Source organism: Streptomyces gelaticus (genome assembly GCF_014649535.1).
Taxonomy (GTDB): Bacteria; Actinomycetota; Actinomycetes; order Streptomycetales; family Streptomycetaceae; genus Streptomyces; species Streptomyces gelaticus.
In genome coordinates, this window is record NZ_BMTF01000002.1 from 423,437 (window position 1) to 437,388 (window position 13,952).

The following is a 13,952-nucleotide window of genomic DNA, read 5'->3' on the forward strand; positions in this document are numbered from 1 at the left end:
TGGTGATCTGCACCGATCAGGCCCGACGGGGGAGGCGACGGTCATGGGCGAAAGCAGGCAGGCACTGCTCATCGCTGTGCCGCAGTACGAACTGAACGACCATTTCCCGGACTTGACCCATGCCGTGCACCGGGACGTCGAGCTGATGGACGCCGCGCTGCGCTCGTCCGGATACAGCGTCGAGACGCTGGGGCTCTCTTCGGACCGTCCGGCTCTGCGCTCCCGGATCGTCAGCGCCATCAGCCGGGTCTGTTGTACGGCACCGGAGGACGGCACCGTACTGATCCACTTCACCGGCCACGGACTGTCCGTCGACGGCGCCGACTACCTCGTGCCCTCGGAGGCACAGCTCAACTGGTCGACCGATCCGCCGCATGTCGACGCCGACAGCCTGATCGGCCTCGATCTGACGACGCTGCTCAAGGGCTGCAGGGCCGGCACGGTCCTGCTCAGCATCGACGCCTGCCGTGATGCCCATCAACCGGACGGTGCGGGCTCCTTCGGCGGGCCCGCGACCAACTTTCCGTCGTGGCGGGACCGGGTGGCCGTTGTCTTCGGCTGTGCGGCGGGCCAGACGTGTGGTTCGGACGATCTCCTGGGCAGCCACTTCACCCGGGCGCTCGCGGACGCCCTGGCCTCGGACACGTCCCCGCGGACCGTCGGCGACGTCATCTCCCACACTGTCCGCAGAACCGCGGAATTCGCCCGGATCGCCCAGCACGAGCAACGGCCCACCGTGCACTACGCGCCGAGTGGCCCCGCGGCGATCGCCGGCACCGAACTCTGCGCCGGAAAGACTCTCCAGGAGGAGTGGTCCGTCGCAATCCGCGATCCGGAGCTGTGGGCGGCCGTCCAGTGCGGTGAGGACCGCAGAAGCGAACTGCAGCAGGCCCTGGAGCGGTTGGCCCTGGAGTGCGCCAGGCTGCGGGCCCAGGCACTGGCCGAGACCCCCGACCCCTGGGCCGACGACGGCTATCCGGTACGGGTGCTGGCGACCGGACTGCGGGCGCTGCTGGCTCCGTCGGTGACCCTCGGCGGTCCGCTGCTGGACCCGTCCGAGATCGCCGTGCTCCTGGCCGCGCCGTTCGTCCGCGAGGCCGTCTACGCCATGGGTGTCAAGGAGGCGGCGGCCGCCCTGCCTTTCCAGCTCGAACCGGCGGTGGGTGAACTGGGGTGCTACGAGGCCAGGATCGATCTTGAGCACACGTACGCCGCGCATCCGCTGATCTGGCGGAAGGGGCGCGAACTGGCGAGCAGGGGCGCGCACGAGGAAGCAGGGGCTGTTGCCGCTTGGCTGATGCACCGTCATGTTGCGGGACGCGAAGAGCTCTGGGACACCTATGCACCAGGCCTGCTCGCACCGCTCGCCTTCGCCGTGCTCGGTACCAGTGAGGCCTCCGCCCGGTCCGCGGAGCTGATGGACGGGCTGATGCGGGTCTGCCGTCAGACCGCCGTCGTTCCGTCGCAGCCGTATGCCGGGGAGCGCGAAGGCGCCGACGGGCCGCAGCGGCCGGAGCAGGTCGTGCCGCGCACCGGTCCTGCCGAACGGTGGCGCCCGCGTGAACTGTCCTGGCTGATCGGCCTCGCGGGTCTCCTCGGTGGAGATCTCCGTGACATGCCGGGCGTCCTGGTGGACAACATCGGCGTCACGGACGGCCTCGTCCCCGCCCAGGCGGTCGCCGGTGTCCAGGAGCTGCGCTGGTCCAGAGACCGCCTCGGGACCTCTGTCGACCTGGACCTGCCCTGCCCGCACCCCGCGGTGCACGCCGCACTGGAGACGCTGACGGGCTGGGCCGACGACGCCGTGCAGCACATCAAGCAGCACCTCGCGCCGGGCGAGTCCGGAGGCCCGCTCACTCATCTCCCCGAACGCGTGACCTGCCGCAAACTGCGTCCCCAGTACGACGCCGCCGGCCGTGGCGACGCCTACGGGCTGCCGCTCATGCGCTTCAGCCTCGCCGAGGACGAGATGCGTGAACTCCTCATGGGGTCCCAGTTGTACGGCGACCGGACCCTGGCCCTGCGCGAGCTCTACCAGAACGCCCTCGACGCCTGCCGTTATCGCAAGGCACGTGTGCGGTACGGCGAGCTGAAGGAGGGTATCCGGCAGGCCTGGGACAGCGAGATCGTCTTCCGGCAGGGCGTCGACGACGACGGCCGGCCGTACGTGGAGTGCGAGGACAACGGCGTAGGGATGGGCCAGGCCGCTCTGCGGAGCACGTTCTCTCGGGCGGGCCGCCGGTTCGAGCAGTCCAGGGAGTACCGGAGAGAGCAGGCCCGCTGGCGTGCGGTGGACAAGGACCTCAGGCTCTATCCGAACAGCCGTTTCGGTATTGGTGTGTTCAGCTACTTCATGCTGGCAGACGAAATCAGCATCTGGACACGGGTCACGGACGAGTTCGGCCGCCCGGAGTCCAGTCGCGGGCTGCGCGTGGACATCGCGTCGAGCGGGAGTCTCTTCCGTATCAAGGAGAGCGACGCTGCCCAGCCGGGTGGCGGGACTCGGGTGCGGCTGTATCTCAACGGCGACACGATCGACGTGGCGAACGAACTGGCCAAGCATGTGTGGCTCAGCGACTGCACCATGCGGGTGGAGCAAAGCGGTGCCGTGGTCAAGGAGTGGGAGAAGGGCGTCCTCTACTACGCCGGAGAAGCTTCGGGCCCGGTAAAGGCTGGTCAGCACGTGTGGTGGGTTCCCGGGCAGGGCTGCCTGCTGGTCGACGGTATCTGGACGCCGACGAACAGCCGCGAAGAGGCGCCGAGCAGGTCGTCCAGGGGTTATCTCACGAGCCGTTCGGTTTCGGAGGCAGTTCCCTACGGGTGCGTCGTGGATCTCAGGGAGACTCATTCTCCGGATCTGAATACCAGCAGGACCCAGATTCTGAAGTTCGACAGAAAATGGATGACAAGCCACGTCCGCGCACTGGCCCAGCGCATGGATCTTCCTTCGTGGTTCACCGTGGAGTGGCTGTGGAATTTCGCGATCAGCGACTTCGGCAGTGCGGAACTGCTGGTCGCCAGACTTCTCGATGCCGATGCGCAGCTGGTCAGTACAAGTGGCTGGGACCGAGGTGCGGAAGTCCTACTGCGCAAAGTCGGATGCATTCCGATGGATATTCTGTTGATCAGAGACGGCTCGCTCCCCGATTATCTACGGGGAAGCCTTGAGTCGGCCCCGTCCGGGCTGCTGGCGTGGCGGGTGGCCGCCCTGCAATCCGTCCGTATCCCGGTGGACAGCAGATGGGCCGACGTTCCGGTGCCGGACTCGCTGGCAGGATATCCTCAGCCGGTTTCCTGGGAGAGCCGGATGGTCGTCGAAAGATTCGGAAGCGTGATTCACCTCGAAGAGGCGGCGATGTCCCGGCTCGGAGACCGCCCTCTGACTTTCGCGGAACTGTTGCGCCGATTGCGGCGATACGCGATTTTGGGTGTTCATGTTCCCTCCGTTCCCGATCTCGAAGTCGCGCACGGTGCAGAACTCGACTCGGTGGACTGCGCCTTGCTCACGGGCGAAAAGGGCCTCCGTTCACCGCTGATCCGGATGTGGACGACAGCGGACGAGGGTGAGGACAAGGACGAGGACGAGGGGCGACCGTTCGATAATCTGCTGTCCGTGCTGGACCACTTCTCGGCACAGGGGAATCTCTCTTGGCGCGAGGCACTCGCGCGGGCCGAGCGATTCATCGCATTGGGCTTTCCCTTGCCTCCGTCGCACGTCGAGCTCGACGACGTTCCTGCGGGATCGGTCGCGACTCGTCGAGAAATCTTGATCCTGCTCCGCCATCCGAAGTTCGCCGAGAGTGAGTGGCGAAGTGAACCTGAGAATAAGGTTTCGCGGGAAGAGTACGAGAATGTGGTGAGACGGTACAGCTGGCTCGGGATCTCGGTCGATGAAAAGATGGTCGAACTCGATCCCAGGAGTGATGTGAACCCGGAATTCGGGCAATTGGATGCCGTGTTCGGGCAGCGATTCTGGAATACGCGCGGTCCGGCTCTGCGGACTTGGGCCAGGGCTTCTTCCGTGGAGTCGAAACCCTTGGGAGAGGTGTACAACAGTTTCGCTCCGTGGTTCGAATCGCAAGGAATTCGACTTCCCGAACCGGGTGACTTGAAGGACAGAGTCTTCAGTAAATTGGAGGCTGCACTGCTCGAGGACCCGACCATTCCCAGCGAGTACTTCGAGATGTACAGCGGACGAGAGATCCCGCCTCCCTATCTTGCGCCGCTGTCCGAAATCGCCGTCAATGTGCGCAGGTCCCAGGCCGACACGGCCGACATCGTCGCGAGTCTGACGAACCTGGCGGAGTCCGGGCTGGTGGACGACAGGGCCCCGGAGTTCGTCGAGCGCTGGCTCACCGTTCCTCAGGAGGACATGAAGCTGCTGATGCCGTGGTCGTGGGGCGTGACGTGGCTCAAGAGCGCGGGTGGTCCGACGCGTCTGGACTCCGCCTACGCACTGCTCGTGGCCGCCGCGTGCCGGCTCCCGCTCGGCTCGGTGTACGCCAGGTTCGCTGAACTGGCGCCACTGCTGGGCATGGAGCCGGAGACCGGCCCGCTGCCCGGACAACTCGTCGACATCCACGTCACCATGGCAGATGCCGAGGCCAGTTGCACATGGACAGCGGACGGGGCGCAGTGGCTCCAGGCGCCCGATGTGCGCAAGCTGGTACAGCATTCCCGGAGCAAGGAGGGCACGCTCGGAGAGAGTGTGCGGGAGCTGAGCCGGTTCGCCGTGCTCGGCAGTCCATGGAAGCCCCAGGACGACGTGGCCGTCGCACAGTGGGCGCAGTGGCGTCCGACGCAGCACGACGCGGCGATGTTCCTCGACGACCTGGCCGGCGACCGGCCGGTCGGCCCGGTCGACCTCCTGCGGGTCGCCGCGCGCTTCGGCTGGCCGCTGGACCAGGCCTGGGACCGACTCGCGCTCTACCGTCCCTTCGGGGTCGAACTGCTCGTCGAGCGACCGGAGTTCTCCGGGATTCCGCTGTGGCAGGATCTGATCCTGCTCACCGAGCAGTACACCGGCCGCGCCCCGGCGCTCGGTGGCCGGGTCTCCGGCGAGCGGATCGCCGTCAGCGCACGGGAGCTCGAATGGACCACCGCCGCGGTCGTCGAGCGGCTCAAGCTGTACGCGGGAGTGTTCAGCCTGGAAGTGCCCGACACGTACCCCGACGTCCCGGCACCGACACCGCCCGCGGAGCCGTACCGCGGAGCGGCGCACGAGAGGAGCACCGGATGCCCCCTGCCCACGATCTGACACCGTTCCGGGAGCAGGAGCTCGCACCGGCCGGCAACCCCGCTGTCGTGCGCTCCGCCGACGGCCGCTGGTACACGGTCACAGGCCCCTGTCCGAACTGCCACGCGAACAGTGTGTTCCGGGTGGCGTACGGCGTGCTCGGCCCGTACAAGGGCCGGTGGCTCGGCCGCAGGAGCGAGCCGGAGCCGCACTCCGGCAGCATCCTGGTCTACTGCCAGTGCGGATTTCCGCATCCGGACCGGCCGTCCGAGTCGCCGGACACCGGCTGTGGTGCCTTCTGGGACGTGCCGGTGCCATGACCGACCTGACCAGGAAACGGTTCGCGCAGCTCGGCCAGCAGCTACAGCTCGAACAGCTCACCGCCGTACGGAAGCAGGCCGAGGGCTGGCGGAACGGGCTCACGGCACTGACCGGGCTCGTCGGCGTCGTCTTCGTCCTCAAGGGGCGCGAGAGCGTCGCGGGCATGCCCGCCGTATGGCGCTGGACCACGGCGGCGCTCCTCGTTCTGGCGTTCGCCCTGTTGCTCACCGGAGCGCTCGCCGCGGTGCGTGCCGCTCATGGCCGGCTCGGGCAGCGCATGTGGCTGAGCGGGGACCGGCTGATGTCCGCCGTGCTGGACGAGGTCGAGCACACCCAGGACGTGCTGACCACGGCTCGGCGTTGTTCGGTCGTCGGGCTGTCGGCGGTCGTGGCGGCCATCGCGGTCTCCTGGGTCGTACCGGCCGAAGCGGCCAAGGACGAGAAGCCGGCCGGGCCGCAGGTCCTGGTCTCCACGCCCGTCGGCATCACATGCGGCGAGCTGGTGCTGAGCAATGGCGACGCGGTGACCGTCAGGACAGGCGGCAAGGGGAAGCTGCGGCGCATACCGGCAGGTGATGTCCGGTCCCTCACGCCGACATCACGGTGCTGAGCGTGGTGTCGGTACGGGCCCGGCCGTCGCGCGGGGTGAGACCATCCCCGGGTGACGGATATCCGGACGCACGACGAACCGCACGGCAACGGCCTCGGCGCACGGCTGAACTGGCTGCGCGCCGCGGTCCTCGGTGCCAATGACGGTGTGGTCTCCACCGCGGGCCTGGTCGTCGGCGTGGCGGGCGCCACCGGCGACCGCGGCACCCTGCTCACGGCGGGCCTGGCCGGGCTGCTGGCCGGCTCCATGTCGATGGCCGTGGGCGAGTACGTATCGGTCTCCACCCAGCGCGATTCGGAGCGGGCCGCCCTCGCGACGGAGAAACGCGAGCTGAAGGAGGCTCCGGAGGCGGAATTCGAGGAGCTGACCGGCCTGCTGGAGGGCAAGGGGCTGAGCCGGGACGTCGCCCGGGAGGCCGCTCTCCAGCTCACCGAACGCGATGCGCTGCGCGCCCACGCGGAGGTCGAGCTGGGCATCGACCCGGACGAGCTGACGAACCCGTGGCACGCCGCGGGCGCCAGCTTCCTGGCGTTCACGGTGGGCGCACTGCTGCCGCTGCTGGCCATCGTGCTGCCGCCGTCGTCGCTGCGGCTCCTGGTGACCGTGCTGTCGGTACTGGCCGCGCTGGCCCTCACCGGCTGGTGGAGCGCCCGGCTGGGCGAGGCCAGGGTGGGACCGGCGGTGCTGCGGAACATGAGCGGGGGAGCGCTGGCGATGGCGGTCACCTATGGGGCGGGGGAGTTGCTGGGAGCGGTGGGGGTGTAGGGGGGGCAGTACTCAGCCGTGTTTGGCAGAAGTCACCAAATACTGCTGACACCGAGTCTTGCATACTTGTTGGTAACAACGTCTAGTCCCCGGCCCACCTGCGGCTCTACGGTGCTTGCATGCCGCCGAACCTGCCCGATGTAGTGCTCTGGTCCATACCGGCCTTCGTCCTGCTCACCGTCCTGGAAATGGCCCTCCACCACTTCCACCCCGACGAGGACGCCGCCGGATACGAGGCGAAGGACGCCGTCACCAGCATCACCATGGGGCTGGGCAGCCTGGTCTTCGACCTGCTGTGGAAGGTGCCCATCGTCGCGATCTACACCGCGGTCTACGAACTGACCCCGCTCCGCGTCCCCGTGCTGTGGTGGACCGTCCTGCTGATGCTGCTCGCCCAGGACTTCTTCTACTACTGGTCCCACCGCGGCCACCACGTCATCCGGATCCTCTGGGCCTGCCACGTGGTCCACCACTCCAGCCGGAAGTTCAACCTCTCCACCGCGCTGCGCCAGCCCTGGACCTCGCTGACCGTCTGGCCGTTCTACCTGCCGATGATCGCGTGCGGAGTCCATCCGGCCGCGCTCGCCTTCTGCTCGTCGGCGAACCTCGTCTACCAGTTCTGGGTGCACACCGAGCGCATCGACAAGCTCCCCAGGCCCTTCGAGTACGTACTGAACACGCCCTCCCACCACCGGGTGCACCACGCCTCGCAGGGCGGCTACCTGGACCGGAACTTCGGCGGCATCCTGATCCTGTGGGACCGGCTCTTCGGGTCCTTCACCGCCGAGACCGAGCGGCCCGTGTTCGGCCTCACCAAGAACATCGACACCTTCAACCCGCTCCGCGTCGCCACCCACGAGTACGCCGCCATCGCCCGCGACGTGCGCTCTGCGGGCAGCTGGAGCGAGCGGGCCGGGCGGATCTTCCGCGGGCCCGGCTGGCAGCCGGCAGGCCGGGCCGTCCGTACGGCAGCCCCGGAGCGCACCGGATGAGCGCCGGCGCTGCCCCGGACCGGCGGGAGCGTCTCGTACGCCCGCTGTTCATCGCCTTCCTCGTGGCCTCGGCCGTCGACCTCGTCGGCGTGCTCGGCGGCATCCCGTTCGCCCACCTCGTCGCCAAGCCCCTGCTGATGCCACTGCTGGCCGGGTACGCCGCCGCCCGGCGCGCCCCCCGGCTGCTCATCGCGGCGCTCCTGTTCGGCTGGGGCGGCGACACGTTCCTGCTGGCGGACGCCGATGCCGCCTTCCTGATCGGGATGGGCTCCTTCGCCGCGGGTCACGTCTGCTACCTGTGGTACTTCGGACGGGCCCGCGGTTCGCTGACCGCCGGGCTCGTCTACGCCGCCGTGCTGGCCGCCTTCATCGCCCTGCTCTGGCCCGGACTGCCCGCGCAGATGCGGATCCCGATAGCCGGATACAGCCTGCTGCTCACGACGATGGCGTACCGCGCCGGCACCCTCGGCCGGTACGCGGCCACCGGAGGGGCGCTCTTCCTGCTCTCCGACGCGCTGATCGCCACCGGCATCGCGGACTGGCCGCAGCTGCCCGCGCCCGACTTCTGGGTGATGCTCACCTACCTCGCGGCGCAGTTCCTGCTGACCGTCGGAGTCCTCGCGCCGGGACCGAAATGGGGCGGTGTCATCCCCGGGGCGCACCGTGAGCGGAGTATCAGCGTCTGAGACCTGCAAGGACCCGCACGCATGCGCGCCACCGTCATCCACGCCGGCGTGCCGCACGGCAGCGGCGTCGCGATGTGCGCCAGAAGCGCGGGATCACCGCCGAGCGCCGCCCAGGCCTGTGCAGTACCGGACTTCGGTGCCTGAGCCGTCCACACCGGCACCGAGCGCCGCCAGGCGGGAGGGGGCCGCCGGAAGACCCCGGCCCCCTCCCGCCGCGAGCCGCGTTCCCGCTACCAGCGGACCGCGTTCAGCGCGTTCACCACACCGGCACCGTAGAAGCCGTTGCGGTTCTTGCTGCCCTCGCAGACGGCGTCGATCTTGCCGTCATTGTCGATGTCGTACGGGGCACCGCACGCCGTGGCATCGGCCTCGGCGATCAGCAGCGCCTTCACCGCGGCCGCCGAGGCGTGCGGGTGCGTCGACTTGATCAGGGCCGCGACACCCGCGACATGCGGGGAGGCCATCGACGTACCGGCCTTGTAGCCGTACTTGCCGTCGGGCAGCGTGGAAAGGATCAGGCCACTGGTGGCCGGCGGGGCGGGCGTCTGGTAGGCCGTGGAGTCGCCGCCCGGGGCCGCCACGTCGATGACGCCGTTCCCGTAGTTCGAGTACGAGGCCTTCAGGCCCTTGGCGCCGGTCGCGGAGACCGTGACGACGCCCGGCAGCATCGCCGGGATGTCGAGGCACTCACGCGGGTTGATCGTCCGGGTGGCGGCGGTGGTGTCGTTCGGGCTGGTGGTGTCCTCGATCGCGCCGGAGGCCAGGTCGAAGCGGCTGTTGCCGGCCGAGGCGATGTTGACCGTGCCCTTGCGCTCCGCGTACCGCGTGGCGCGTGCGACGGCCTCGACCAGGGCGCTCTGGTCCGGGTCGTTCTTGCAGTTGAACATCCACGGGTCGGTGTAATAGCTGTTGTTGGTGACATCGACACCGTGCTCGGCGGCCCAGACGAAGCCGCAGACGATCGACTCGGTGTAGAAGAACCCGTCCGGGTTCGCCACCTTGATCCCGGCGACCTTGACGCCCGGCGCGACGCCCGTCACCCCGACGCCGTTCTTCGCGGCGGCGACGGTGCCGGCGACATGCGTGCCGTGGTTGCTCTCGGTGGGAGCCGAACGCCAGGCGCCGTCCGTCGTGTCCGGTGCCCCGGAGACGCAGCTCGCCGACGCCGCGCGGTCGAAGTTCGGCGCGAGGTCCGGGTGGGTGTCGTCGACACCCGTGTCGATGACCGCGACCGTGACCTTGCTGCTGCCCAGCGTCTTCTGGTGCGCCTGGTCCGCCTTGATGGCGGGCAGATCCCACTGCAGGGGCTCCATCGGGTCCTGGCCCGCCGTCGCCTGTGCCGCCGCGGCCTTCGCCTGCGCGGCGGTGAGCGGCTGCTCGGCCCCGGTGTCCGTGGTGGCCTGCGGAACGATGGGGTTGGTGCGGGTGGCCCCTGCCGATTCGACACCCTTGACCCGGCGGACCGTCTGCGCGAAGTCCGGGTTCTGCGAGTGGGCGACGATGACGCCGATCTGCTCGTAGGCGACCACCACCGTGCCGCCGGCCTCGGCTATCGCCTTCTTCACCTGCTTGACGGTCCCGTGACCGCCTCGCGTGTTGACCACGTAGGAGAGCTTCGGTCCGTCCGTCGACACCGCGGCCGTGGACTGCGTGTCCACGGGTGCGGCAGAGGCGGCACCCGCCGGCAGGAAGCCGAGCGAGGCCGTGAGGGCCAATCCGACGGGCAGCGTGATCGCGCGCGTCCGTCTGGATCCCAGATGAGCCATGGGGTCTCCACATCATCCGTACCGGTCGACCGGACACGGGCGTGCCCGGTCGCGTACATGACCAGTGAAGTTATCGCTGATCAGCCCCATTGATCAATGAGTTCGCAGGGCCGGATTCGGACGGACGGACGCGAACCGGTGCGCGGGAGAAGTACGGATCGGCGATGAACCGCTCCGCCGCGCTCTCCGTGCCGTTGTCGGAGGAGGTGCACAGACACCCCTCGATGCCGACCCTTCCCAGTGAGATCCACCGTCACCGACACCACCGCACCCGCGTCGCGAGGAGATTCCGTGGCTACCGATGCACCGCCGCCGCCCGAGGCCAGTACGGACATCCGCCCTGCCCAGCCCACGACCGAGGCGTTCACCGCGGTGCAGGAGAGCGCGGAGTTCGGCGAACTGCGCCGCTCGTACCGCTCGTTCGCCTTCCCGCTGACCATCGCGTTCGTCCTCTGGTACCTGCTCTACGTGCTGCTGTCCAACTACGCGGGCGGCTTCATGGGCACCAAGGTGTACAGCAACATCAACGTCGCCTTCGTGCTCGGCCTCGCCCAGTTCGTCACCACCTTCCTCATCGCCTGGTTCTACTCGCGGCACGCGGCCGCGAAGCTCGACCCGAAGGCCGAGGCCATCAAGTCCCGTATGGAGGCCGACGCATGAGCGCCGCGTACCACTCGCACCCCGCCCTCCAGCTGGCCGCCTCCTCGACCACCGAGCACCGGCCGCTGATCATCACGCTCTTCGCCGTGTTCGTCGCCGCGACCCTGGGCATCACCGTCTGGGCCGGACGGCAGACCCGGAGCGCCTCCGACTTCTACGCGGGCGGCCGTCAGTTCACCGCCTTCCAGAACGGACTCGCGGTCTCCGGCGACTACATGTCCGCCGCGTCGTTCCTCGGAATCGCCGGGGCCATCGCCCTCTTCGGCTACGACGGCTTTCTGTACTCCATCGGCTTCCTCGTCGCCTGGCTCGTCGCCCTGCTGCTGGTCGCCGAACCACTGCGCAACTCGGGCCGCTACACGATGGGCGACGTCCTCGCCTACCGGATGCGTCAGCGCCCCGTCCGTACCGCCTCCGGCGTGTCCACCATCGTCGTCTCGATCTTCTACCTGCTGGCCCAGATGGCGGGCGCGGGCGTCCTGGTCTCGCTTCTCCTCGGCATCACCAGCGACGCGGGCAAGATCCTCATCGTCGCGCTGGTCGGCGTACTCATGATCGTGTACGTCACCATCGGCGGCATGAAGGGCACCACCTGGGTGCAGATGGTCAAGGCCGTACTCCTCATCGCCGGCGCCCTGCTGATGACCTTCCTGGTGCTGCTGAAGTTCGACTTCAACATCTCCGACCTGCTGGGCACGGCCGCCGCGAAGAGCGGCCACGGCGCGGCGTTCCTGGAGCCCGGCCTCAAGTACGGCGCCACCGGCACCTCGAAGCTGGACTTCCTCTCCCTCGGCATCGCCCTGGTCCTCGGCACCGCCGGCCTGCCGCACATCCTGATCCGCTTCTACACGGTGCCGACCGCCAAGGCCGCCCGTAAGTCGGTCAACTGGGCCATCGGCATCATCGGCGCCTTCTACCTGATGACGATCGCCCTCGGCTTCGGCGCCGCGGCCCTCATCGGCCCCGCCGAGATCAAGGCGAAGAACCCGGCCGGCAACGCGGCCGCCCCACAGCTCGCCGAATACCTCGGCGGGGTCGGCACCACCGGCGGCGCCGTCCTGCTCGCGGTGATCTCGGCGGTCGCCTTCGCCACCATCCTCGCCGTCGTCGCGGGGCTCACCCTCGCCTCCTCGTCCTCCTTCGCGCACGACATCTACGCCAACGTCATCCGCAAGGGGAAGGCCACCGAGAAGGAGGAGATGCGGGCCGCCCGCTGGGCCACCGTCCTCATCGGCGCGGTCGCGATCGTCCTGGGCGCCTTCGCCCGCGACATGAACGTCGCCGGACTGGTGGCGCTGGCGTTCGCCGTCGCCGCCTCCGCCAACCTGCCGACCATCCTCTACAGCCTCTTCTGGAAGCGGTTCACCACCCAGGGCGCGCTGTGGTCGATCTACGGCGGTCTGGCGAGCTCGGTGATCCTGGTGCTGTTCTCGCCGGTCGTCTCCGGCAACCCGAAGACATCGATGTTCAAGGGCGTCGACTTCGCCTGGTTCCCACTGGAGAACCCCGGCCTCATCTCCATCCCGCTGGGCTTCCTGCTCGGCTGGGTCGGCTCCCTGCTCTCGAAGGAGGAGCCGGACAAGGGCAAGTACGCCGAGCTGGAGGTCAAGTCCCTCACCGGCGTCGGAGCGCACTGAGCGGTCGGCGCCGCGGGCTCCCGTCGAGTGGCCGTGTCGTAGGACCCTACGACACGGCCACGCCGCCCCTCGTGCCAAACGGGCCCCGCCGATGTCACCGCTCTCGCGTAGTCTCGGAGGGGTCAGCCGGAAGGGCCGGGCGACGAAGCGGACCCGGCACCGGGAAGCAACGGGGAGGGGGCCCACATGCTCATCGACAGATTCGACCGGGTCGCCACCGACCTGCGCGTCTCGCTGACCGACCGGTGCAATCTGCGGTGCACCTACTGCATGCCGGAAGAGGGCCTGCAATGGCTGGCCAAGCCCGACCTGCTCAGTGACGACGAGATCGTCCGGCTGATCGGCATCGCCGTCGGCCGGCTCGGCATCACCGAGGTCCGCTTCACCGGCGGCGAGCCGCTGCTGCGCCCCGGGCTCGTCTCCATCGTCGAGCGGTGCGCCGCCCTCGCCCCGCGCCCCAGGATGTCGCTCACCACCAACGGCATCGGTCTCGAGCGCACAGCCGCCGCACTCGCGGCCGCGGGTCTCGACCGGGTCAACGTCTCGCTGGACACCCTGCGCCCCGACGTCTTCAAGACCCTCACCCGCCGTGACCGCCACCACGACGTGCTGGCCGGCCTCGAAGCCGCCCGCGACGCCGGGCTCACCCCGGTCAAGGTCAACACCGTCCTGATGCCGGGGCTCAACGACGACGAGGCCCCCGAGCTCCTCGCCTGGGCCGTCGAGCAGGGGTACGAGCTCCGCTTCATCGAACAGATGCCGCTCGACGCCCAGCACGGCTGGAAGCGCGAGGGCATGATCACGGCGGGCGACATACTCCGGTCGCTGCGCACCCGCTTCACCCTCACCGAGGAGGGCGCCGGAGAGCGCGGCTCCGCCCCGGCCGAGCGCTGGATCGTCGACGGCGGCCCCCACCGGGTCGGCGTCATCGCCTCCGTCACCCGCCCCTTCTGCCGGGCCTGCGACCGGACCAGGCTCACCGCCGACGGCCAGGTGCGCACCTGCCTCTTCGCCCGCGAGGAAACCGATCTGCGCGGCGCCCTGCGCTCGGACGCACCGGACGAGGAGATCGCCCGGATCTGGACGCTCGCGATGTGGGGAAAGAAGGCCGGATCCGGTCTGGACGACCCTTCCTTCCTTCAGCCCGACCGGCCGATGTCGGCCATCGGGGGCTAGGCGTACGGCCCTGGCACGAGGGGGTGGGGTCTCGGAGCGGGTTCCGCGGCGACGTGAGCGCGATATATTTTCTGGTGTCGAATCAGCGGGTTCCGGCTTTCGC

The 13,952-nt window shown here is 68.9% G+C and carries 11 protein-coding genes; 10 read left to right on the forward strand and 1 reads right to left on the reverse strand.

The genetic code is table 11. From position 1 onward, the window contains the following. The first annotated feature begins 43 nt into the window (after positions 1-43). The 7 genes from IE107_RS04650 (at position 44) to IE107_RS35675 (ending at position 8,754) form a co-directional block, all read left to right on the forward strand. Positions 44-5,257: an HD domain-containing protein gene (locus IE107_RS04650; RefSeq protein WP_189541295.1), complete on the forward strand. Its 5,214-nt coding sequence runs from the start codon at positions 44-46 to the stop codon at positions 5,255-5,257. Beyond that, on the forward strand, positions 5,236-5,556 hold the full coding sequence (locus tag IE107_RS04655) for a hypothetical protein (RefSeq protein WP_189541297.1): 321 nt from the start codon (positions 5,236-5,238) through the stop codon (positions 5,554-5,556). Before IE107_RS04650 ends, IE107_RS04655 begins: the two co-directional genes overlap by 22 nt. Next, a complete protein-coding gene (locus IE107_RS04660; protein ID WP_189541299.1) occupies positions 5,553-6,167 on the forward strand; it encodes a hypothetical protein in 615 nt (204 codons plus the stop codon). Before IE107_RS04655 ends, IE107_RS04660 begins: the two co-directional genes overlap by 4 nt. A gap of 51 nt (positions 6,168-6,218) precedes the next feature. Next, positions 6,219-6,932, forward strand: a complete 714-nt coding sequence (locus IE107_RS04665; RefSeq protein ID WP_189541301.1) for a VIT1/CCC1 transporter family protein — start codon at positions 6,219-6,221, stop codon at positions 6,930-6,932. Positions 6,933-7,051: 119 nt separating this feature from the next. Further along, positions 7,052-7,924 (forward strand): sterol desaturase family protein, encoded by an 873-nt coding sequence (locus IE107_RS04670; protein WP_189541303.1) that lies wholly within the window; start codon positions 7,052-7,054, stop codon positions 7,922-7,924. Next, positions 7,921-8,610, forward strand: a complete 690-nt coding sequence (locus IE107_RS04675; protein WP_189541306.1) for a lysoplasmalogenase — start codon at positions 7,921-7,923, stop codon at positions 8,608-8,610. Before IE107_RS04670 ends, IE107_RS04675 begins: the two co-directional genes overlap by 4 nt. A 21-nt stretch (positions 8,611-8,631) precedes the next feature. Continuing rightward, positions 8,632-8,754, forward strand: a complete 123-nt coding sequence (locus tag IE107_RS35675; RefSeq protein ID WP_268246555.1) for a hypothetical protein — start codon at positions 8,632-8,634, stop codon at positions 8,752-8,754. An 86-nt stretch (positions 8,755-8,840) separates the two neighbouring features. On the opposite strand, the gene IE107_RS04680 is transcribed toward IE107_RS35675, so the two are convergent. Then, the gene (locus IE107_RS04680) at positions 8,841-10,376 is read right to left on the reverse strand and encodes a S8 family peptidase (RefSeq protein WP_189541308.1); all 1,536 of its coding nucleotides are present in this window, start codon (positions 10,374-10,376) and stop codon (positions 8,841-8,843) included. Between the two features lie 291 nt (positions 10,377-10,667). Here IE107_RS04680 and IE107_RS04685 point away from each other — a divergent pair, with 291 nt between their 5' ends. The 3 genes from IE107_RS04685 to moaA all read left to right on the forward strand — a co-directional run bounded on the left by IE107_RS04685 (position 10,668) and on the right by moaA (position 13,849). Next, on the forward strand, positions 10,668-11,036 hold the full coding sequence (locus IE107_RS04685; protein WP_189541310.1) for a DUF485 domain-containing protein: 369 nt from the start codon (positions 10,668-10,670) through the stop codon (positions 11,034-11,036). Beyond that, complete coding sequence (locus IE107_RS04690; protein ID WP_189541312.1) at positions 11,033-12,673, forward strand: monocarboxylic acid transporter; 1,641 nt, start codon at positions 11,033-11,035, stop codon at positions 12,671-12,673. The genes IE107_RS04685 and IE107_RS04690 overlap by 4 nt, the downstream gene beginning before the upstream one ends. A gap of 186 nt (positions 12,674-12,859) precedes the next feature. Further along, on the forward strand, positions 12,860-13,849 hold the full coding sequence (gene moaA / locus IE107_RS04695) for a GTP 3',8-cyclase MoaA (protein WP_189541313.1): 990 nt from the start codon (positions 12,860-12,862) through the stop codon (positions 13,847-13,849). The last annotated feature ends 103 nt before the right edge of the window (positions 13,850-13,952 follow it).

Excerpts from the sequence above, each read along its gene's own strand:
- IE107_RS04650 (WP_189541295.1), top strand. The coding sequence starts at position 44 with ATGGGCGAAAGCAGGCAGGCACTGCTCATCGCTGTGCCGCAGTACGAA.
- IE107_RS04655 (WP_189541297.1), top strand. The coding sequence starts at position 5,236 with ATGCCCCCTGCCCACGATCTGACACCGTTCCGGGAGCAGGAGCTCGCA.
- IE107_RS04660 (WP_189541299.1), top strand. The coding sequence starts at position 5,553 with ATGACCGACCTGACCAGGAAACGGTTCGCGCAGCTCGGCCAGCAGCTA.
- IE107_RS04670 (WP_189541303.1), top strand. The coding sequence starts at position 7,052 with ATGCCGCCGAACCTGCCCGATGTAGTGCTCTGGTCCATACCGGCCTTC.
- IE107_RS04675 (WP_189541306.1), top strand. The coding sequence starts at position 7,921 with ATGAGCGCCGGCGCTGCCCCGGACCGGCGGGAGCGTCTCGTACGCCCG.
- IE107_RS35675 (WP_268246555.1), top strand. The coding sequence starts at position 8,632 with ATGCGCGCCACCGTCATCCACGCCGGCGTGCCGCACGGCAGCGGCGTC.
- IE107_RS04680 (WP_189541308.1), bottom strand. The coding sequence starts at position 10,376 with ATGGCTCATCTGGGATCCAGACGGACGCGCGCGATCACGCTGCCCGTC.
- IE107_RS04690 (WP_189541312.1), top strand. The coding sequence starts at position 11,033 with ATGAGCGCCGCGTACCACTCGCACCCCGCCCTCCAGCTGGCCGCCTCC.
- moaA (WP_189541313.1), top strand. The coding sequence starts at position 12,860 with ATGCTCATCGACAGATTCGACCGGGTCGCCACCGACCTGCGCGTCTCG.